We start from the raw sequence: 20,376 nt of genomic DNA on the forward strand, positions 1-20,376 counted from the left end.
TTCGAGAGCCGCAGTGCGAAGGACTCGCGGAGGATATCTCGTCGAACCCGTACCGCCACGGCCGGTGGGGGACGTGTGCCGGCCGGTCAGGAGCCGGCGGGGCCGAGCGGCCGCAGCAGCCTCATGCCGTTGAGGACGACCAGCAGCACCGAGGCCTCGTGGACGAGCATGCCGAGCGACATCGTCACGCCGCCGGCCACGACGCCGACCAGCAGCAGCACGACGGTGGCCACGGCGAACGCGACGTTCTGCCGCAGGTTCGCGGCGGCGCGCCGCGCCAGGCGGATCGCGTGCGGCAGCTTGCGCAGGTCGTCTGACATGAGGGCGACGTCGGCCGTCTCCACGGCCACGGCCGAGCCGGCGGCGCCCATGGCCACGCCCACGTCGGCGGCGGCCAGGGCGGGGGCGTCGTTGACGCCGTCGCCCACCATCGCCACGCCGCGCCCGCCGGCGCGCAGCGCGGCGACGACCGCGAGCTTGTCCTCGGGCAGCAGGCCGGCGCGGACGTGCGTCACGCCCACCTCGCGGGCCACGGCGCGGGCGACGGGCTCGGCGTCGCCCGTGAGCATCGCGACCTCCCGCACGCCCAGGCGCCTCAGCTCGTCCACGGCGCGGTCGGCGCCGTGACGCGCCCGGTCGGCCACCCCGATCACGCCGAGGGGCGCCCCGTCCACCAGCACGACGAGGGGAGTGTGCCCTGCGGCGGACAGGAGCTCCGCCTTGGAGGAGGCGAGGGCCATGGCGTCGGCGGTCAGGAGCTCGGCCTCGGAGGAGACCAGGGCCGTGGCGTCGGCGGCCGGCGCTCGTGTCGGCGCGGCCCCGTCGTCGCGCACGCCGACGGCGGCAGGGCCGGGAACGGCGTGGCCGACGACCGCGGGCTGGCCCAGCGGCCCGGCCTCGACGGCCCTCGGCTCGGGGATGGCCGCGGCCCGCGCCGCGACCGCGGCCGCGAAGCGCGGGCTGCCCACCGCCACCTCTCGCCCGTGGACGCGCGCCACGACGCCCTTCCCGGGCAGCGTCTCGGCCTCCACTGGCACGTCGCCGGGCGCGACGCCCGCCTCCTCGGCGGCAGCGACGACGGGCCGCGCCAGCGGGTGGCTAGAGCCCGCCTCGGCCAGCGCGGCGAAGCGCAGCAGGTCGGCGGGCGAGACGCCGTCGACGGGCTCGACCGCGACCACGCGCGGCCGGCCCTGCGTGAGCGTGCCGGTCTTGTCGAGGGCGACGACGTCGACGCGCGCCAGCGCCTCCAAGGTCTCGCCGCCCTTGACGAGGACGCCGTCGCGGGCCGCCCGCCCGATGCCGGCGACCACGGAGACGGGCACGGAGATCACCAGCGCCCCGGGGCAGCCGATCACGAGGAGGGTGAGCGCCAGCTCGACGTCCCGCGTGAGCACGGCTGACAGCGCCGACAGGCCGATGATCGCCGGGGTGTACCAGCGGCCGAACCGGTCCATGAAGCTCTGGGTGCGGCCCTTGGCGTCCTGGGCCTCCTCGACGCGGTGGACGATGCGCGCCAGCGTGGTGTCGGCGCCCACGCCCGTGGCACGCACGCGCAGCAGCCCTGACACCGCGACCGTGCCGGCGAACACGCGCTCCCCGCCCGTCTTCTCGGCCGGCACGGACTCGCCGGTGATCGACGACTCGTCGACGGCGCCGAAGCCGGCGACCACGACGCCGTCGACCGGCACCCTCTCGCCGTGGCGCACGACGACCGTCTCGCCCGGCCTCACCTCGGACGCCGGCACCTCCACCTGGCGGCCGCCGCGGACGACGACAGCCCTCTCCGGCGCCGACGCCACCAGGTCGCGGAGCGCGCCGCGGGTGCGGTCGAGCGTCGCGCCCTCGAGCGCCTTGCCCACAGCGAACAGGGTCGTGACGGCCGCCGCCTCCCACAGCTCGCCGATCGCGACGGCGCCGACGGCCGCCACGCTGACGAGGAGGTCGATGCCTACGACGCGGACCGCGAGCGCGCGCCACGCCTGCACCGCGACCGGCCAGCCGGCCAGAGCGGCGGCGGCCAGGAGCAGCGACGAGCCTACCGACGCGGCGGGCCCGCCGAGGGCGTGGGCTAGGACGTAGCCGCCGGCCGCGAGCAGCGACGCGGCGGCCGGCCGGCGCCAGCCGGGCGCCAGGGTCAGAACGGCGACGGCTTGGCCGTGTACCCGACCTGCGCCACGGCCCTGACGAGGTCCTCGACGCTCGCGACGCTCGGGTCGTGCGCCACCTCGATGCGGCCCGAGTTGAACCGCACCGCCACCTCGCTCACGCCCGGCAGGCGGCCCACCTGCTTCTCGATCTTCGCCACGCACGAGGGGCACGACAGCCCCTCGGCCCGCAGCACGGTCCTCGTGACCTCGTTGCGCGCTCCCGTATCCACCGCTGCCTCCGGTCGGCGCCCTGCCCCCGCCGGCGCGAGGCCGTGGGGCGGCGCCCTCGGCCACGAAGGTAGCCGCGGGCCCCTCCCCGCGTCCTTGACGCCGGTCAAGGCCCGTGCGGCGTGCGGTCGCGCGGTCGGGCGCCTGCCCGTGCGCCGATGGAGACCGCGGCCGTCCCAGCGCCGGCGGTCCGTCGCCGTCACGGCGCGGGGAGGGCCTGCCCACCGTCGAGGCGCGCCACGACGCGGACACCCGTCACCGTCACGGCGCGGGGACGGCCCTCATGTCCGGCTGGGGAGGCTCTCATGCCCGGGCCTATCCTCTAGTTACGAACGCTGCCGGACGAGGCGTTCCACGGGTTCCGGCCCCGACGCCGGGGAAAGGGGTAACGCCCCATGCTCGTGACCATCGGCATCATCCTGTTGGTGTTGTGGCTGTTGGGCCTGGTGACCAGCTACACGCTAGGCGGCTTCATCCACGTGCTGCTCGTCGTCGGCTTGATCGTCATCCTGATCAACCTCTTCACCGGACGCAGACCCGTCTGACCGACGGGGCGGCTCGCGCGCGGCGGGCCGCCCCGGCACGCTAGCCCCTATCCCGGGCCGGCCGCGCGCGCCTCGCCCACGTAGGCCAGGCGCACGAGCAGCGGCCGGTGGTCCGAGCCGCCGTCCCACGGACCTATGCGCGCGTCGACCGCCCGCCACTCCGCGGAGTGGAATACGTAGTCGATCCTCAGGAGCCAGTTGGGTACCGGTATCCCGAACGGCGTGGGCTTGAGCGGCCCTCCGGGGAACGTCTGCCCGAACCCGAACCCGGCCTCCAGCCAGGCGTCGGACAGCACCGAGCTGACCGTCTCGTAGGCGGCGCTGCGGGGCGTGGTGTTGAAGTCGCCGGCGGCGATCAGCGGCCTATCGCGCTGCAGGGCGAACCGGCGGATGCCCTCGGCGACGCGCTCGCGCTGGCGCGTCGTGTACGCGATCTCGCTGGGCCAGTCGGGCAGCGTGCGCGGGATCGACAGGTTGTGGACGTTGATGAGCACGACGTCGCCCCACGTGAGGCTCACCTGCGTGAGCTGCGGGTTGCGGCGGCCCATGCCCTCGAGGGGCCTCAGCAGGGGCGTGAGAGGGACCTTGCTGAACACTCCCAGGCCGTCCCAGCCGCTCGCCAGCACCAGGTCGTCGTGGGGGTAGGTCTCGCCGATCAGCGCCCTCAGGCCCTCGGCCATGGTCACGGAGAGCTCCTGGAGCGCCACGACGTCGGCGTCGGCTGCGAGGATCGCGCGGGCGACGGCCTCGGGGTCGCCGTTGTCGGCGTGGAGGTTGAACGTCAGGAGGGTGAGCGTCGGGGTGCCGGCCGGCACCGGCTCGACCTTCACCTCGCGCGGCAGCAGGGCCTGACCGAAGAGCGTGAGGAACACCGCCGCCGGCACCGTGGCGGCCGCGAAGAGGCCCCAGCGACGCCACCGCAGCCCGGCGAGCAGCACGAACGGCACGGGCAGGAACAGGTAGGGAGCGACGCTGTTGAGAACGAACATCCACCAGCGCGTGTCGCCGAGGTAGCCGTGGGCCACCCACCAGACGACTGCCGGGAGCAGCGACAGGTAGGCGACGACGACGAGGAAGGCGCGCCAGGGCCGGGCCTCGGACATCGCCAGAGGTTACCGCGGAGCGCCGCGGACGCTGTTCTCGAGGGCCCCGATCACGATGCCCGCCGCGACGGCGCCGACTGGGATCACCGCAGCGAGGGACCTGCGAGGACGGGCCCGCGGTCACGACGTGGGAGCTCCCAGCTGCGGCCCCCAGCGCACATGAGAACGCGTTCCCGTCTTTGAAATCGGAATGATTCCGAGATAGAGTGGGGTCATGCAGACACCCGGGTCCCGCCTGGCCGAGGAGCTGGCCGCCGAACGGGCGAAGGTGCGGCGCGAGCTCACCTACACCGGCATCACCGCCCTGGGCCTCGTCGCCGGCCTGATCGGGGGCTGGCTCGGCGGGGAGGGGGCCTGGCTGTCCACCGGCGCCGGCGCCGCCTGGACCTTCGGGTTCGCCGCGGCCTACCTGGCCGGCGGCGTGCCGGCCGCTCGCGACGCCCTGCGCAGGCTCTTCACCAGGGGCAGGCTCTCCATCGACATGCTCATGGTCCTCGCCGCGGCCGCGGCCGCCCTGGTGGGCGAGGTGCGCGACGGCGCGATACTGCTGTTCCTGTTCAGCCTCGCCGAGTCGCTCGAGGGCTACGCGATGGGCACCACGAAGCGCGCCGTGGCGTCGCTGATGGACCTGCGGCCGGAGACCGCGAACGTCGTGGAGGGCGGCGTCACTAGCGTCGTGCCCGTCGCCGACGTGCGGGTCGGCCAGGTGATCCTCGTCCGGCCCGGCGAGCGCGTGCCCCTCGACGGCGTCGTCGTGAGCGGGGCGGGCCACGTCGACCAGTCGCCGATCACCGGCGAGTCGGTGCCCGTGGACAAGGAGCCGGGCGACCCGATGTTCGCCGGCAGCGTCAACGGCCACGCGGTCCTCGAGGTCAGGGTCACGAAGCCGGCGTCCGAGTCGACGCTCGCCCGCCTCATCCACCTCGTCACCGTCGCGCAGTCCCAGCGCTCGCCGAGCCAGCGCTTCAGCGACTGGTTCGGGCAGCGCTACACGGTCCTCGTGCTGGTGGGCTCGGTCGTGGCCCTGGGCGCGTTCCTGCTGCTCGGCGTGCCGCGCGACGACGCCCTGTACCGCGCCGCCACGCTGCTCGTCGTCGCCAGCCCCTGCGCCGTCGTGATCAGCGTGCCGGCGGCGGTGCTCTCGGCGCTGGCCCGGTCGGCGCGCTTCGGCGTGCTGTTCAAGGGCGGCGCCGCGCTCGAGGACCTCGGCGGCGTGGACATCGTCGCCGTCGACAAGACCGGCACCCTCACCGAGGCGCGCATGCGCGTCACCGAGGTCGTGCCCTTCGCCGTGGGACGCGAGGCGCTCCTGGGCCTGGCCGCGTCCGTCGAGAGCGGCTCCGAGCACCCCGTCGCCAAGGCGATCGTCGAGGCGGCGGCGGGCCTGGCGGCCCCGCCCGCCGTCGGCACCGTGGCGGTGCCCGGCAAGGGCGTGGTGGCCGAGGTGGCCGGCGTGCGGCACTGGGCCGGCAACGCCAAGCTCGCCGCCGAGCTCGAGGTGCCGCTGCCGGACGAGGTGAGGGAGGCGGCGACGCGGCTCGAGTCGGGCGGACACACGCTGACGTTCGTCGGACGCGGCGCCGGCGCGGAGGGCGAGGTCCTCGGGCTCATCGGCGTCGCCGACGCCGTGCGCCCCTCGGCCGCGCGCGCCCTGCAGGCCCTGCGCGACGCCGGCGTGAAGCGCGTCGTGATGATGACCGGCGACAACGCCGTCACCGCGCGGTCCGTGGCCGCCGCGGTGGGCATCAGGCCCGAGGACGTGAGCGCCGACCTGCTGCCGACGGACAAGGTCGAGCGCGTGGCGGAGCTCGGCCGCGAGGGCACCGTGGCCTTCGTGGGGGACGGCGTCAACGACGCCGGCGCGCTGGCCGCCGCCTCTGTGGGGGTCGCGATGGGCGCCGCCGGCACCGACGCCGCCCTGGAGGCCGCCGACGTCGCCCTGCTCTCGAACGACCTCGAGCGCCTGCCGCAGGCCCACGCCCTGGCCCGGACGGCGAACGGCGTCATCAAGCAGAACCTCTACTTCGCGCTGGGGATCATGGCGCTGATGGTCGTCTTCACGCTCCTCGGCCGCCTGCCGCTGCCGCTCGGGGTCCTGGGGCACGAGGGCGGCACGATCCTGGTCGTCCTCAACGGCCTGCGGCTGCTCGGCTGGCAGCCGCGGACCGGGCGGGGCGGCACCGGGCGCCTCGCCGAGGCGCCGACGGCGGCACCGGCCGGCTAGCTCCCAGAGCCCCTAGGCAGCTCCCCCATGGGTCGGGGCGAGCCTGGCGGCCGCCCGGCTAGCTTGCCGGCATGTCCGTCGTCCCCCGCGCCCCGCAGCGGCGCGCCTTCCTGTCGGCCGCGGCCTGCGGGCTCGCGGCGTTCGCTCTCGCCGCACCCGCCTGGGCGGGTGCGCGCTCCACCCGGTCTTGGGCCGTGGAGCCCGTGGCGCTCGAGGGCCCGACGGTGGTGCGCCAGGCGGGCGAGGAGGACTGCGGACCCGCGCTCGTGGCCACGCTGGCGTCGTGGGCCGGCCGCCCGGTCCCCTTGGAGCTCGTGACCGCCGAGGCCGCGCTGGGCCCCGGCGGGGTGACGCTCGCCGAGTTCGCCCGCCTCGCCTCGCTGCACGGCGTCCCCGGCACCTGGCACGCCGTGCCGCGGGAACGGCTCGCCAACCTGCGAGCGCCGTTCGTCGCGCACCTGCAGCGCGGCGGCGCGGGCCACTTCGTGGCCGTCGTCGCGCTCGGCGGCGGCCACGCGGTCGTCGCCGACCCCCTGGCGGGGCCGGTCGCCGCGCCGGCAGCCGCGCTGCTGCGCGACTACTCCGGCCGCGTCTTCCTGCTGGAGGGACCCGTCGCCCCGCGCTGGGAGGGGGTGTGAGCGTGGGTGCGACCGGCTCCGCTGCGTCGCCCGCGGCCCGCTCCACCGGGCGCCGGAGCCGGAGACCCCGCGGACGCGCGTCGCGGGCGGCGCGGCGCGCGGTACCCGCCGGCGACGCGCCGTCGGCGCTCTGGGCCACGGCCCTCGTGGCGTCCGCGTCCACGGCCGTCATGGCGGCCGCCGCCTCGCGCCCGTGGGGCCTCGGCGCGCTCGCGCTGGTGGCCTACGTGCCCGCGTTCCTCGCCGTGCTCGAGGCCGAGCGGCCCGCTCACGGCGCGGTGGTCGCCGCCGTCGCCTCGCTTGGTCTCGGCAGCGTGGCCTACGAGGCCGCCGAGGCGCTGTTCCCGGGCGGCCACCTCGCGGCCGCGCTCCTCGCCTCGGTCCCGTACCTGCCGGTGGGCGCCCTCGCCGTCCGCCTGCGCCGGGTGCTCGCGCGGCGTCTCGGTCCGCTCCGCGCCGCCGCCCTCACGCTCCTCGTCCTCCCCAGCCTCTGGTCGGCCGCCGAGTGGCTGCCGTCGCGGCCCGAGCTGCTCGGCGTCTACGCCCTGCCCCTGGGCTTCATCGGCTACAGCCAGGTCGACCTGCCCACGGCGCGGCTGGCGCGCCTGGGCTCCGTGGCCGCCGTCAGCCACGTCGTCCTTCTCTGCAACGCCTGCGTCGCCGTCGCGGTCGTGGCGGCGCGCCGGACGAGGCGCCTACGCGATCGCCGGCCCTCTCGGCGACTCTCGCCTCACGGGCGACGCCTCCCACGCCGCGCTCGAGCAGCCGCGGCCGTCGCCCTGCTCGCGGCCGCCACGAGCGGCTACCCGTCAGGCGGTCCCGTCACCGGCGGCTACCTTTCCGGCGGTCCCGTCGTAGGCGGCTCCCCGGCGGGCGGTCCCGTCGCCCCCGACTACCCGGCGGGCGGTCCCGTCGCCCCCGACTACCCGACGGGCGGCCCCGTCGCCGGCGGCTCAACCGGCGACGCGAGCTCGGCGACCTCCGGCTCGCTGGGCGCGCCGGCGGCTTCAGCGGCGCCCGGCTCACGGAACGTCTCCGCAGCGCCGCCGCTCCCCGCCCCACCTAGCCTCTGGGTCACGGTGGTGCAGCCGGTCCTGCCCGACGCCGCCTACTTCGCCGCCTCGCGCTTCCCCGCGGCGCGCGCCCGGCTGGTGGGGCGCTTGGCGTCCCTGGCCGTCGGGCGGGCCGACCTCACCGTCCTGCCCGAGGCGGCCTGGCCCGGGCCCCTGGACTCGGGCGAGCTGCCGGCCGTCACCGCCGAGGTCTCCGCGGCGTTCGGCGGCGCGGGAGCCGTTCTGTTCGGCGCTCCGGCGGTCGGGTTCCTGGGCGGCCGCGCCCGCACGAACTCCGCGTTCCTCTACGACGGCTCCGCGGTGCGTCACGCCTACGCCAAGCTCCGCCTCGTCCCCATCGGCGAGAGCGGCTTCGCGGCCGGCGGCGCGCCGGCCGTGGTCACCGTCGCCGGCGTGGCGCTCGCCCCCTTCGTCTGCTACGACGCCCTGTTCCCGTCCGACGCCAGGGCCGCCGTCCGCGCCGGCGCTCGCGTCCTGGTCGTGATCACCGACGACGCCTTCGCCGCCGGCTCCGACGTCCCCGAGCTCCACCTGCGCGCGGCTCGCATGCGCGCCATCGAGACGGGAACGCCGGTCGTGCTGGCCGCGAACACGGGCCCATCCGCCGTCGTCGAGCCCTCCGGGCGCGTGGCCGCGCGCCTGCCGGCCCTCGAGGCGGGCTCGCTGCGGGCGGTCGTCCGCCCCGGCGACGGCGCCACCACGTACGTCGCGCTCGGCGACTGGCTGGGCGCGATCAACGCGATGTTCACGGGCGGCCTCGCCGCCGCCCTGTCGAGAGGAGGCGACGCGGACAAGGGACCGGCCCAAGCCCTCTAGCGGAAGGAGCCTGCATGAAGCGTCTACTTCTCTGGTTGTTCGTGTCTTCGGTCGCGGTGCTGTGGGGCAGTCACGCCGTGGGCCGCGCCGCCCCGGGCCTCGGCCTCGCGCCGTTGGCCGCCTCGGAGCTGACGAGCGTCACCGGCGGCGGGTGCATCTCCAAGTGCGACGACGACGAGCCCGAAGAGCCGGAGCCCGTCCGCGCGATCGGCAAGGAGTGGCGGCCGATAAGGCAGGTGGACGGCCCCGCCGAGCAGCTCTCGTACTCGATATTCACCGAGGTCTCCAACGTCTACGGCTACAAGCCGCTGCCCTGGCAGGTGACCGCCAGCGACAACTGCCGCTACCGCTGGGTGTCCGGCGGCGTCGGCATCGAGAAGGGGTTCAGCGTGGAGATCGGCACCGTCTACCACTGCTCGGCGAGCGTGCGGATGTCGGGCACGCTCGACCCTGGCTGGCGCGTGAAGATCTACAAGGGCAACATGCGCCAGGTCACGACGGTGACGATGGCGCTGTACGAGCTCTTCAGCGACGGGTCGTCGGAAGACACAGGGGTGCGCGACACCGGCCGCCAGGAGCGACTGTGGTCCCGCTACACGCCGGTTACCGTCTACGGCAACTGAAGTGGGAAGGCAAGCCTCAGGACGGCTCGCGCGCCGCGCGGGCCGTCCCCCGGCTCGCCGTCGGGGGTGCCAGATGGCCAGGTCGTCATGTCGAGCCGAGTCCCCTCACCGCGCCGCGCGGCGTCCGGCGCCAGGGGCGCGCCTGCCGCGCCTGCCGGCCGCCGCGTCGGTGGTCCTCGCGCTCGCGGCCTCGTTCGCCGGGTCCGCCGCCGCGCAGGCGGGAGACCCCGGAGACGCGCCGGGGAGCACGCCGCGCCTCGTCGCGGTCCACCACCAGGCCCTCTCGCCCGGCGGCGACACGGGCGTCTTCAGGGCGCAGGTCGCGCTGCCGCCGCCGCGGCTGGGCGCCTGGGACAGCGTTACGGCGGAGACCGACTCCGGCTGCCTGGTGCCGCTGGGAGTGCGGCGCGACGCCGAGGCCCGGAACCTGGTACTCGACCTCGACGTGCGCGGCGCCTCCGCGCCAGCGCCCGCGCCGGGCGAGACCTGCGGCGGCACCGTGGTCCTGCGCTTCCGCAGCGGCGACAGCGTCGAGGAGGTGGCCGTCGGCGTCGCCTTCCACAGGCCGGCGGCCCCGGCATACACGGGCCGCGGACTGCGCGCCCAGTACGCCATCGACCGCATCGGCCGCGGTGAGCACGGCCCCGACGCCACGCACCCGCCGGCGGCCTACATGGAGCTGAGCGTCGTCAACGAGGGCGACTCGGTCGTGCGGGTCGTGCGGCTGGCGGGCCTCGCGGAGCTGAGGCGGCTCGCGCTCGAGCCGTTCGTCTTCCCCCGCGACGGGCGTCCGGCGAGCCTCGCCGGGCTCGAGCCGATCACCGCTGACCTCGACGTCGAGCTCGCTCCCGGCGAGACGTTCAGGCTGGGCATCGTGGTCGACCCGGCCGCGCGGATCTCCCAGGACGCCGGCGCCGCCGCCGTCCAGCCGGCGCTCGTGGTCGAGGAGGGCGGGGAGCTGCGGACGCTGCGCTTCGACCTCTACACGACGACCTGGGGCGTCGACGACCCGTGAGCCCGCCGCCCTCGCGCCGGCGCGGCGCCGCGCGCCTCGCGCCCGCATGGCTCACGGCCGTCCTCGCCGTCGGCTCGTCGCTCGTCGCCGCAGGCGAGCCGCCACCGCCCAGCGTCGCCGACGACGGCGCCGCGAGCGCCGCGCACGGCACCACGACCGCGGCGCGCGACGCCCCGCCGCTCGCTTCCCTCCCCGACTACCTCGCCGCCTTCGCCGAGGCCTACACGACGCCGTCAGCGGAGCGCGCGGCGCTCGCCGCGGCCAGGGAGGCGCTCGTCTCGGCCGAGCTGGACATGGCGCCGCGTCTGTCGCTGCGGGAGCGGCTCGACCTGGCCGCGAGCGGCCCGGAGCTCGAGCTCGGGGTCCACCTCGAGGTGCCCCTGTTCGACGCCACGGCGGCGCCCCGCACGGCCGTCGCCGCCGCCGACGTCGAGCTGCGCAACCTGTACGCGGCCGCGTCCCGCGAGGCGGCACTGGCCGCGTTCCTCCACGACCTGGCGGCCCTGGCGGTGCTGTCGCCCGCCGCCGACGCCGCGGCGCGGTGGCTCCCCGGCCCCGAGCCCGTCGGTGTGCAGGCGACGGAGCCCCTGCGCCTGCCTCCCGACGAACGCGTGGGGTACGAGGCCGCGCTGCGGGCCCGGGAGGCCGCCGTCTGGCTCGCGGGCGTGCGCGAGGACGTCGCCGCGCGACTGAGGCGCGCGCTCGGTCGCGACGCGCCGGCGACCGGCCCCTTGGGCGGCGGCGTGCCGGGATCGACGCTCGCCGCGTCCAGCGCGGGCGCGCCTGAGGCGGCCGGCAACCCCGCCGTCGTCGGCCCGCGAGCGTCCCTCTCCCCTCCCGACGTCGCCGAGCTCGAGGCGGTCCTCGTCGCCGCCTACGCCCTCGGCGACCGCGCGGGTGACGGCACCGGAAGGTCCCTGGAGGAGGCCGTCGACGCCTGCCTCGACGGCTCGACCGCAGTGCTGGTGGCGAGGGCGCGCCACGACCACGCGCTGCGCGTCGCCGCGAGCGACGAGGCCCTCGACCTCCGCGTGGCCCTCACCGGGAGCCTCGAGAACGACGCGGTGCTCGGGGCGCCGGTCGGCGTACCCGGGTCGCCCGGCACGGGGACCACCGGCTCCATCGCGGTCGCGGCGCTTCTCGTGCTGCCCGCCGGCTGGCCGATCGGGGGCAGCCTCGGCGCCGAGGTCGGCACCGCGGGCGTCTCGCAGGAGCTGCAGCTGTCGTGGCCGCCCGGGCGGAGCGTGCCGACGCCCCTGGACGACCCGGACGAGCAGCTGGACGAGGAGCTCGCCCTCGCCGCGGACGACGCCCGCGCCTACCTCCGCGCCCTCCGCGCGGCCCGCGCCGAGCGCGCCCGGAGCGAGCGGGCCCTCGCCTGGACGCTGCTGGACGCGGCGCCGCGCCTGCCCGTGGCCGACGCCAAGCGCCTCGCCTCCACACCCTGGGCCCCGGACTGGCCGCACTTCGCGCCGCCCGACGACCTGGCGCTGGCGGAGCTGAGGCTCGAGGCGGCCCTGGGGCGCCTCGGCGAGCTGGCCGCGGCCATCGACGTCGCCCGGCACTGCGGCCTGCTGCCCGCGGCGGGCGCGGGCTCGCGGCCATGACCGCTGGCGTCCCCGACCCGGCGGGGGCGGGCGCTCCCCGCCTCGAGGGGGGCGCTCCGGACGCCGGAGGGGGACGCGCCCTAGGGCGCCGGGCCGGACGCCGGCCGTCCGGGCGGCCACGCGGGTCCGCCCCGTCTCGGCTCGCCGGCTCCTTGGCCCCTGTCCTGGCCGCGTTCGCCCTGGCCGCGGGGGCCGTCGCGCTCGGGCTGGGGCCTCCGGGGCGAGGCCGGCCCGCCTCCCTCGCCTCGTTGGCCGCGCGGCCGGGGGCCGCCGGCGATGCCGCGCTCCCGTCGCTTGCGCAGCGAGGCGCCTACTACGGCTGGGTCGCGCCCGGCGAGGCGCGGGTGTGGCTCGAGGCAGCCCCGTGCCCCGCCGGCGACCCGCCGGCCCGGGCGACGCTCGAGGGCGGCACGTGGCCGGCGGCGCTGCTCGGGCGGCGCCCTCCGCCCCTCACCTTCCCGCTGGGCGCCGCGGCCGTCGTGTCGCTGCCTGGGAGCTCGGGGCCGGTGCGGGTGCTCGACGTCGGGTCTGGGTTGGTGGGCGAGGCGGGTTCGACCGGCGACGACGCCGACGCCACCGCGACCTACACGCGCGCCCGCGTCGTCTGCCGCTCCTGGCAGGAGGCGGCGTGGGACGTCGGCGCGCTCGGCGTGGCCAGGGTCGACGCTCCCGCCTCAGACGACCTGCCCCTCACGGTCTACCTCGTGCCCGAGCCGGCGCACACCGGCGTCCTGGGCGTGCTCCTGTTCCACGCGCGCACCGAGCCGGTCACGATCGAGGCGGTCGGCTACGCTCCCGACGGGGTCGCGAACGGGCGCGTGATCGTGGGCGTCGGGCGGGTGGAGCACTGGCAGGAGTGGCTCGACGCCCTGCGCCGCTGGAGCGAGGCGGGCGCTCGCGGCGAGGTGGACATGGGCCCGCCGCCCGTGCGCCCGTACTGGCTCCCCGACGGGCCCACGCCGCCGCTCCTCATGGAGGACGCGGACGACCTCGGCCTCGTGCTCGAGCCGCACTCGTCGGCGCTCGTCGCCATCGGGACCTGGTCGTTCAGCCGACCGCCCGACCTTCTCCTCACCTTCCCGACGTTCAGCTACGTGCAAGGCGGCGCCGAGCGCCGCGTCGGGCTCACCGAGCCGCTGCGGCAGGCGGCGTGGCGACGGTGACGGGCAGAAGCGCCGGTCGGCCGCAGGGCTGGGACCGGCGGCCCCAGCGCCGCACGTCGAGGACGGCGCGGCGGCGGGCGCGGAGCATCGGTACCGGAGGGGCGCCGCCACGGACCTGGCGCGACGGCGCGAGGTCCCGTCCTCGGCGCCGCAGCCGCGGCGTCGCCGAACACGTCGATGACGGCTCGGTGCGCGGGACCGCGCGTTCGTGCTAGACTCTTAGCTTGCCGCGTCGTCGCCCGCCGATCCAGCGGCCGAGGCGGCCCTCCGGCCGGGGGACGCGCAGACACCAACCGGAAGGAGGTGCTGATGAACAAAGCCAAGTACGACCTCAACGTGATACTGGTACCGCATCTGAACGAGACACAGCTCCAGGCGGAGAAGGACGCCGTCGCCGCTCAGGTCGAGCGCGCGGGCGGCGAGATCGTCGAGCTGGACGAGTGGGGCACCCGCCGCCTGGCGTACCAGATCCGCAAGTTCAACGAGGGGCACTATCTCATCTATCGCGTAATGCTGCCCGGCACGGCTCCAAAGACCATCGAAGCCGCCCTGCGCCAGCGCGATAACGTCATGCGTGTGCTCGTCGTCAAGGACCGACCCGAGTGGAAGACGAAGAAGGCGCCGCCGGCGGAGGAGCGTCCCGCCGAGCAGCCTGCCGAAGCCGCGGCAGGCGCCTGAGGCAGGCGCCGCGCGCACCCTAGGAGAGCTCCATGGCTAGAGGACTGAACACTGTCTACCTGGTAGGCACACTGGTGCAGGCACCCGAGATGCGTTACACGCAGAACGGGCTGGCCATCCTGGAGCTCAACCTCGCCGGCAACGACCACGTGATCGGCGACGACGAACGGCAGCGCGAGCTGGCCTGGTACCACCGGGTCACGCTCTTCGGCGCCCAGGCCGAGCAGATGGTCAACCAGCTGCAGGCCGGCACGCCCGTGTTCGTCGAGGGGCGCCTCAACTACCGCACCTGGGAGTCGCAGGACGGGCAGAAGCGCTCGGCGCTGGACGTCAACGCCAACCGCGTCGAGGTCCTGACCTTCGGCCCGCGGGGCGACGACGCGACCGTCGTCGACGCCAGGGGGCAGGAGCGCCTACGCAACGCCCTTAACCAGGTGATGATCATCGGCAACCTGACCCGCGACGCCGAGCTGCGCTACACGCCCAACGGCAGCGCGGTGACGCGTTTCAGCGTGGCCGTCAACGAGCGCTTCCGCGGTCGCGGAGGCGAGGACCAGGAGCGGACCAGCTACGTCGACGTCAACGTCTGGCGCGAGCTGGCCGAGGCCACCGGCGAGCTGAAGCGGGGCGACCCCGTCTTCGTCGTCGGCCGCCTCGTCAACGACTCCTGGACCGACAAGGAAGGCAACCGCAGGTTCACGACGCGCGTGGAAGGGCAGCGCGTCGAGATCCTCACTCGCGGTCCCGGCACAGGTGGGGTCGGGACCCGGCCGCGTCAGCAAGAAGCGGTCGCCCAGGCGAGCACGTCGAAGCTGGACATCGACGAAGAGTTCCCACCAGAAGAGGACCTACCCTTCTAGATGGCAAGAGACGCGAGAGAGTCGAAGCGCCGCCGCGGCGGCGGTCGTCGCGGCCGGCGGCCGAAGGTCTGCCCGTTCACCTCCGGTGAGCTCGAGGTGACGGACTACCACGACGCCAAGATGCTGCGGCGCTTCATCAGCGACACCGGCAAGATCCTGCCCCGCCGTCGCACCGGGGTGAGTGCCAAGTACCAGCGCAGGCTGGCGCTGACGATCAAGCGGGCCCGCATGCTCGCGATCATCCCGATCACGGAGAAGCTGGTCCGGAAGTGAACGTCATCCTGCTGGAACCGGTGGACAAGCTGGGTGAGGCCGGCGCGCTCGTCACCGTCAAGGACGGCTTCGCGCGCAACTGGCTGATCCCCCAGGGGCTGGCGCTACCCGCCACCAGGGCGAACCAGGCCGAGCTGCAGGCGCGCCTCGCCCAGAGGGCGAAGCAGCTCGCGGAACGCAAGGCCGACGCTGAACGCCTCGCCGAGATCCTCAAGGACGCCGAGCTGAACATCCAGGTGCGCGCCGGCGAGGGCCGCATCTACGGCTCGGTCGGCAACAAGGACATCGCCGCGGCCCTCAAGAGCACCTACGACGTAGACATCGACCGCCGCAAGCTCGTGCTCGGCGAGCCCATCAAGACCACGGGTGAGCATCAGGTGGTGTACCGCCCGCACCCCGAGGTGCCGATCCCGATCAAGGTCAACGTCGTCGCCGAGATCGGCTGAGCCGGACGCGGGCCGGTCGGACCGGCCATGGGCCGGAGCTCGAGCCGGACGCAAAGGGCCCCAGGGTCGGCGTAGGTCTGTCCCCGAGTCGGGCAGCGGCCGGTCCCGGAACCGCCACGGGCCGCCTCCCTGAGGGTCCGTAGAGCGGACCCTTCTCGAGCCGGAGGTCAGCGTGGCCGCCCCGCGGGGCGGCCACGTTTCACGTGAAACATCGCGCGACGGGCGACGTCGCGGACCGGCGCGCGGCCAAGAACGTGGCGGCGCGACACAGGCAGCGCACGTGCCTCGTCTCCGGTGCGCGCGGGTGGTCTACTGACCCGACGCCGCGGCGGGGCGCGGCTCACCCGAGCTCGCTTGCGCTTCACGCGACCTAGCCGCCACGAGCGGCGCGCGGTCCGCGCTGCCGCGCCCGGCCGTCACTGCGGCGGGCGGTACCTCTCGACGCGGATCAGGTTCGTCGTGCCGCGCATCCCGAACGGCACGCCGGCCGTGATCACGTAGCGGTCGCCCGGCTCGAGGAGGCGCCTCTCGGCGATCGCTCGTGTCGCGGTCTCGACCATCTCGTCCGTGTTGTGGATGTCCTCGGTCAGGTAGCTCACGACGCCCCACGCCACCGCCAACTGACGCTCGACACGCGCGTTGGGCGTGATCGCCAGGATGGGCGTGGGCGGGCGGTTGCGGGAGACGCGCAGCGCGGTCGTGCCGCTCGACGTGAACGTCACGATCAGCCTGGCGTCGAGGTTGTAGGCCATCTCGACCGCCGCCAACGCCACCGCGTCGGCTGTGGTGGCGTCCGACTTCGGCACGTGCTCGTGCATCATCCGCCGGTAGTTGTCGTCGGCCTCGACCGACCTGGCGATGCGGTCCATCATCCTGGCCGCCTCGACGGGGTAGTCGCCCACTGCGGTCTCGGAGGAGAGCATGATCGCGTCGGTGCCGTCGAAGATCGCGTTCGCGACGTCGGAGGCCTCGGCGCGCGTCGGCGTGGGGTTGCGCACCATCGACTCGAGCATCTGGGTGGCCGTGATCACCGGCTTGCCCGCCTCGATGCACGCCCTGATCATCCGCTTCTGGATCAGCGGCACCCGCTCGGGCGGCATCTCGACGCCGAGGTCGCCGCGCGCGACCATGATGCCGTCCACCTCGGCGAGGATCTCGGGGAAGCGGTCGACGGCGCTCGGCTTCTCGATCTTCGCCATCAGGCGGGCCTGTGAGCCCGCCCGGGCGAGGTAGTGGCGCGCCAGCAGCAGGTCGTCGCGGTTGCGCACGAAGCTCATGGCCACCCAGTCGACGTCGAGCTCGGCGCCGAACTTCAGGTCCTCGACGTCCTTGTCTGTCAGGGCGGGGATCGAGAGCTGCGCGCCGGGGATGTTGATGCCCTTGTTGTTGGAGAGGCGACCGCCCACCAGCACGCGCGTCGTGATGACGCCGTGCCTGAGGGCGACGACCTCCACGGACAGGCGCCCGTCGTCGAGCAGCAGCACGTCGCCGACCTTCACGTCGCCGCACAGGCCCTGGTAGGTCACGCCCACGCGGGTCGCGTCGCCGGGCGAGGGGTCGTCGCAGGTCAAGGCGAACTCCTGGCCCTCGACGAGCTCGACGGCTCCCTCCGCGAACACGCCCACCCGGATCTTCGGCCCCTGCAGGTCCTGGAGGATGCCCACGCAGGCGCCGATGTGGTCGGCCGTCTGGCGGATGATGTTGACGACGTTGCGGTGGTCCTCGCGCTTGCCGTGCGAGAAGTTGAGCCGGAAGACGTTGACGCCGACCTCGAGGAGCTTGAGCACGACCTCGGGCGACGAGCTCGCCGGTCCCAGCGTCGCGACGACCTTCGTGCTGCGCCTGATGTCGGGGCCCTGGAGCGTCACGACCGGAACGCCGCCCTACCGAGGAAGCGCGCGCTGCCGCCGAGCTCGGCCTCGATGGCGAGCAGCCGGTTGTACTTGGCCACGCGGTCCGAGCGCGAGGCGGAGCCGGTCTTGATCTGCCCGGCGTTCACGGCCACGGCCAGGTCGGCGATGAACGTGTCCTCGGTCTCGCCGCTGCGGTGCGAGATGACGTTGCGGTAGCCCGCCGCCTTGGCCAGCTCGATGGCGTCCATGGCCTCGGTGAGCGTGCCGATCTGGTTGACCTTCACGAGGATCGCGTTCGCCACCGACTCCTCGATGCCCCGCCGCAGGCGGCGCACGTTCGTCACGAACAGGTCGTCGCCGACGAGCTGGACCCTGCCGCCGAGCCGCTCCGTGAGCTTCGCCCAGCCGGACCAGTCGTCCTCGGCCAGGCCGTCCTCGATCGAGACGATCGGGTAGCGTGAGACCCAGTCCTCCCAGAAGCCGACCATCTCGTCCGAGTCGAGGCGCCTCCCCTCGGCCTTGAGGTGGTAGACGCCGTCCTCGTAGAGCTCGGTCGACGCCGGGTCGAGGGCGATGCCGATCTGTTCGCCCGGCCGGTACCCGGCCTTCTCGATCGCCTCGAGCAGTAGCTCTACGGCCTCGACGTTGCTCTTCAGCGCCGGCGCGAAGCCGCCCTCGTCCCCGACGTTCGTGTCGTAGCCGCGCCCCTTGAGGACCTTCTTGAGGTGGTGGAACGTCTCCACGCCGGCGCGCAGCGCCGTCGCGAAGTCGGGGAAGCCGAACGGGGCGAGCATGAACTCCTGCATGTCGACGGCGTTGTCGGCGTGCTTGCCGCCGTTGATGACGTTCATCAGCGGCACCGGCAGGACCTTGGCGTTGCTGCCGCCGAGGTAGCGGAAGAGCGACGTGCCGACGGTCTCGGCCGCCGCCCGCGCCACGGCCAGCGACACGGCGAGGATCGCGTTGGCGCCGAGCTCGGCCTTGTTCTGGCTGCCGTCCAGGGCGAGCATCGCGCCGTCTACCGCCGGCTGGTCGAGCGCGTCGAGCCCGAGTATCTCGGGGCCGATGCGCTCGGTCACGTTCGCGACGGCCCGCGTCACGCCCTTGCCCAGGTAGCGCTCGCCCCCGTCGCGCAGCTCGACGGCCTCGTGGGCGCCCGTCGACGCGCCCGACGGCACCGCCGCCATCCCCTGCACGCCGCTCGAGAGCGTGACCACCGCGCCCACCGTCGGGTTGCCGCGGGAGTCGAGCAGCTCGAGGCCGCGCACGTCTTCGATGATCGTCATCGTCACCTCCGGGACCTGGCCCCGGCCAGGCCGCGTGTGTCGCTCTCGGGTCGCGCTGCTGGTCGCCGCCGCGCGCCGCCCCGCTCTGGCGCGGGTCAGCTCGTCCGCAGCGGGACCACCATGGCCAGGTAGTTGTCGTCGGCCAGGTCTCGTACGACGCTCGGGGAGGAGCTCGCTCCGGAGAACATCAGCCGCACGTCGCCGCCGACGGGCCCGAGCGCGTCGACGAGGAAGCGGGCGTTGTAGGCCACGGCGATCTCGGAGTCCTGGCCCTCCTGCATGACCGGGAGCTCCTCCTGGCTGCGCCCGTAGCTGCCCTCGGCCGTGATGGTGACCGTGCCGTCCTTCACGAACAGGTCGACGCGGTTGTTCGCCGTCTTGTCGGCCATGAGCGCCACGCGGTTCACGGCCTCCGCCAGCCGGCTCGCGCTCAGCGAGATGCTGATGGGGAACTTCGCGGGGATCACGCGCTCGTAGTCGGGGAAGGCGCCCTCCATGAGCTTGAGGTTCAGCGTGTAGTCGCCGTGGCTGACGCTCAGCTGCCCGCCCCCGAGCGCCAGCCTGACCTCGCCGTCGCCGAGGATCCTCACGAGCTCGTCGATGCTGCGCGCCGGCACGATGGCGTCGCCCTGCAGGCCGGAGCCGGCGCGGAGGTCGTAGTAGGCGAGGCGGAAGCCGTCGGTGGCGACGGCCCGGAAGCGGTCGTCCGCCAGCTCGAGCTTCACGCCGCGGAACACCTGCTGGAAGTCCGCGACCGCCGCGGCGTAGCGCGCCGACGTGAGCGCGTGCGAGAGCTGCCCGGCGTCGATCGCGCCCGGGTAGTCGTCGGGGAAGCTCACCACCGGCGTCGAGGTCGGCGACACGACCTGGAGCTTCGTCGTGTACCGACCCGAGGTGATCTGCAGCTCGCTGTCGGTGAAGTCGAGCTCGACGTCGTCGGCGGGCAGCGACCTGACGACCATGCCGAAGACGTGCGCCACGACCGCGTGCGAGCCGCCGCCCTTGACCTCTGCCGGGACCACGGCCCTGACGTCGATGTCGAGGCTGCTGCCGGAGAGGACGAGGCGCCCCTCCTCCAAGTCGATCCTCAGCAGGCTGAGGCCTGGGTTCGAGGACCGCGCCGGGATGATGCGCTCGACGTTCGACAGGACGTCGGCAAGTGTCTTCTTCGGGACGTTCACTCTCACAGTTCGACTCCCGCTGAGGCCCAGGACGCTGGCGCGCCGGGCGCATCGCGGCCGCGCGGGCGCTGCACCGGCGCTCCGGCACGGTCGCGCGGCGCGCACCGGCCACGACCAGCGGCCGAGACGAGCCGTCCAGAGCATAACCGACGGGTCCGGCGCCGTAACGGAGGCTAGGCCGGCGTCCAAGCCAGGAGCGTCGTGGTGGCCAGGCGGCCGTGAGCTCCGTAGGGTGAAGGGTTCGAGGACCCGATCAGCGAGCCGGCGTTCCGGCAGGCTCCCCGGCTCGGCCGCAGGTGGAGGTCACGCGAGCCTCGAGAGCGGGCGCCGCGCATCACGTCTACTGCGGTCGCGAGTCCCTTGAGCGAGCTCGCGTCGCGGCCCTTCTCTGCCGAGAGCCATCCTCTCTGCCCAGAGCCGTTCCCGGTTCGTGCCGCTGTCGGGTCATCTCTCGAGACCCGCATGTCAGCGCTGTGGGCAGAACCGCGATGCTCTCGGGGCCGCTTCTCCCTGGGTTCGAGCGGGAAGCACGGAGGAGAGCTAGGCGGGAGCCTAGGGAACATCAAGCTCTACCTAGGACCTAACAGCACTAGTCGTAGTGCCTGGGGAGGCTGGGG

General features: G+C 74.6%; 18 protein-coding genes. 12 read left to right on the forward strand and 6 right to left on the reverse strand.

Annotated features, from left to right (window positions below):
- Positions 1–86 precede the first annotated feature (86 nt).
- Complete coding sequence (locus VF202_05090; GenBank protein ID HEX7039467.1) at positions 87–1,985, reverse strand: cation-translocating P-type ATPase; 1,899 nt, start codon at positions 1,983–1,985, stop codon at positions 87–89.
- A gap of 149 nt (positions 1,986–2,134) precedes the next feature.
- Positions 2,135–2,377: a heavy-metal-associated domain-containing protein gene (locus VF202_05095; GenBank protein ID HEX7039468.1), complete on the reverse strand. Its 243-nt coding sequence runs from the start codon at positions 2,375–2,377 to the stop codon at positions 2,135–2,137.
- Between the two features lie 393 nt (positions 2,378–2,770).
- On the opposite strand from VF202_05095, the gene VF202_05100 reads away from it, so the two are divergent.
- Positions 2,771–2,920 carry a lmo0937 family membrane protein gene (locus VF202_05100; GenBank protein ID HEX7039469.1) on the forward strand — a complete coding sequence of 50 codons (150 nt, stop codon included), beginning with the start codon at positions 2,771–2,773 and terminating at the stop codon, positions 2,918–2,920.
- A 47-nt stretch (positions 2,921–2,967) separates the two neighbouring features.
- Here the strand turns inward: VF202_05100 and VF202_05105 are convergent, their stop codons facing one another.
- Entirely contained in the window at positions 2,968–4,023 is a 1,056-nt protein-coding gene (locus VF202_05105; GenBank protein ID HEX7039470.1) for an endonuclease/exonuclease/phosphatase family protein, read from the reverse strand.
- Between the two features lie 214 nt (positions 4,024–4,237).
- On the opposite strand from VF202_05105, the gene VF202_05110 reads away from it, so the two are divergent.
- The 11 genes from VF202_05110 to rplI all read left to right on the forward strand — a co-directional run bounded on the left by VF202_05110 (position 4,238) and on the right by rplI (position 15,439).
- Entirely contained in the window at positions 4,238–6,247 is a 2,010-nt protein-coding gene (locus VF202_05110) for a heavy metal translocating P-type ATPase (protein HEX7039471.1), read from the forward strand.
- 71 nt (positions 6,248–6,318) lie between these two features.
- Positions 6,319–6,885: a cysteine peptidase family C39 domain-containing protein gene (locus VF202_05115; protein ID HEX7039472.1), complete on the forward strand. Its 567-nt coding sequence runs from the start codon at positions 6,319–6,321 to the stop codon at positions 6,883–6,885.
- 170 nt (positions 6,886–7,055) lie between these two features.
- On the forward strand, positions 7,056–8,774 hold the full coding sequence (locus VF202_05120) for a nitrilase-related carbon-nitrogen hydrolase (GenBank protein HEX7039473.1): 1,719 nt from the start codon (positions 7,056–7,058) through the stop codon (positions 8,772–8,774).
- Positions 8,775–8,788: 14 nt separating this feature from the next.
- Positions 8,789–9,397, forward strand: a complete 609-nt coding sequence (locus VF202_05125) for a hypothetical protein (protein HEX7039474.1) — start codon at positions 8,789–8,791, stop codon at positions 9,395–9,397.
- 169 nt (positions 9,398–9,566) lie between these two features.
- A complete protein-coding gene (locus VF202_05130; GenBank protein ID HEX7039475.1) occupies positions 9,567–10,412 on the forward strand; it encodes a hypothetical protein in 846 nt (281 codons plus the stop codon).
- Positions 10,409–12,019 carry a hypothetical protein gene (locus VF202_05135; protein ID HEX7039476.1) on the forward strand — a complete coding sequence of 537 codons (1,611 nt, stop codon included), beginning with the start codon at positions 10,409–10,411 and terminating at the stop codon, positions 12,017–12,019. The genes VF202_05130 and VF202_05135 overlap by 4 nt, the downstream gene beginning before the upstream one ends.
- Positions 12,020–12,171: 152 nt before the next feature.
- Complete coding sequence (locus VF202_05140; protein ID HEX7039477.1) at positions 12,172–13,182, forward strand: hypothetical protein; 1,011 nt, start codon at positions 12,172–12,174, stop codon at positions 13,180–13,182.
- A 309-nt stretch (positions 13,183–13,491) separates the two neighbouring features.
- Positions 13,492–13,860 carry a 30S ribosomal protein S6 gene (rpsF, locus tag VF202_05145; protein HEX7039478.1) on the forward strand — a complete coding sequence of 123 codons (369 nt, stop codon included), beginning with the start codon at positions 13,492–13,494 and terminating at the stop codon, positions 13,858–13,860.
- Between the two features lie 32 nt (positions 13,861–13,892).
- Positions 13,893–14,720: a single-stranded DNA-binding protein gene (locus VF202_05150; protein HEX7039479.1), complete on the forward strand. Its 828-nt coding sequence runs from the start codon at positions 13,893–13,895 to the stop codon at positions 14,718–14,720.
- The gene (rpsR, locus tag VF202_05155; GenBank protein HEX7039480.1) at positions 14,721–14,993 is read left to right on the forward strand and encodes a 30S ribosomal protein S18; all 273 of its coding nucleotides are present in this window, start codon (positions 14,721–14,723) and stop codon (positions 14,991–14,993) included.
- A complete protein-coding gene (gene rplI, locus VF202_05160) occupies positions 14,990–15,439 on the forward strand; it encodes a 50S ribosomal protein L9 (protein HEX7039481.1) in 450 nt (149 codons plus the stop codon). Before rpsR ends, rplI begins: the two co-directional genes overlap by 4 nt.
- A 416-nt stretch (positions 15,440–15,855) precedes the next feature.
- Here rplI and pyk read toward each other — a convergent pair whose 3' ends face one another.
- From pyk to dnaN, 3 genes are all read right to left on the reverse strand, one after another.
- A complete protein-coding gene (pyk, locus tag VF202_05165; protein HEX7039482.1) occupies positions 15,856–17,307 on the reverse strand; it encodes a pyruvate kinase in 1,452 nt (483 codons plus the stop codon).
- Positions 17,304–18,578: a phosphopyruvate hydratase gene (eno, locus tag VF202_05170; protein ID HEX7039483.1), complete on the reverse strand. Its 1,275-nt coding sequence runs from the start codon at positions 18,576–18,578 to the stop codon at positions 17,304–17,306. The genes pyk and eno overlap by 4 nt, the downstream gene beginning before the upstream one ends.
- Before the next feature lie 95 nt (positions 18,579–18,673).
- Positions 18,674–19,765, reverse strand: a complete 1,092-nt coding sequence (dnaN, locus tag VF202_05175) for a DNA polymerase III subunit beta (GenBank protein ID HEX7039484.1) — start codon at positions 19,763–19,765, stop codon at positions 18,674–18,676.
- Positions 19,766–20,376 lie beyond the last annotated feature (611 nt).

The organism is Trueperaceae bacterium (genome assembly GCA_036381035.1).
Lineage (GTDB): Bacteria > Deinococcota > Deinococci > Deinococcales > Trueperaceae > DASRWD01.

What these genes read in the sequence shown, in the direction of transcription:
- VF202_05100 (HEX7039469.1), top strand. Translation starts at nt 2,771, where the DNA reads ATGCTCGTGACCATCGGCATCATCCTGTTGGTGTTGTGGCTGTTGGGC.
- VF202_05105 (HEX7039470.1), bottom strand. Translation starts at nt 4,023, where the DNA reads ATGTCCGAGGCCCGGCCCTGGCGCGCCTTCCTCGTCGTCGTCGCCTAC.
- VF202_05110 (HEX7039471.1), top strand. Translation starts at nt 4,238, where the DNA reads ATGCAGACACCCGGGTCCCGCCTGGCCGAGGAGCTGGCCGCCGAACGG.
- VF202_05115 (HEX7039472.1), top strand. Translation starts at nt 6,319, where the DNA reads ATGTCCGTCGTCCCCCGCGCCCCGCAGCGGCGCGCCTTCCTGTCGGCC.
- VF202_05120 (HEX7039473.1), top strand. Translation starts at nt 7,056, where the DNA reads ATGGCGGCCGCCGCCTCGCGCCCGTGGGGCCTCGGCGCGCTCGCGCTG.
- VF202_05125 (HEX7039474.1), top strand. Translation starts at nt 8,789, where the DNA reads ATGAAGCGTCTACTTCTCTGGTTGTTCGTGTCTTCGGTCGCGGTGCTG.
- rpsF (HEX7039478.1), top strand. Translation starts at nt 13,492, where the DNA reads ATGAACAAAGCCAAGTACGACCTCAACGTGATACTGGTACCGCATCTG.
- VF202_05150 (HEX7039479.1), top strand. Translation starts at nt 13,893, where the DNA reads ATGGCTAGAGGACTGAACACTGTCTACCTGGTAGGCACACTGGTGCAG.
- rpsR (HEX7039480.1), top strand. Translation starts at nt 14,721, where the DNA reads ATGGCAAGAGACGCGAGAGAGTCGAAGCGCCGCCGCGGCGGCGGTCGT.
- eno (HEX7039483.1), bottom strand. Translation starts at nt 18,578, where the DNA reads ATGACGATCATCGAAGACGTGCGCGGCCTCGAGCTGCTCGACTCCCGC.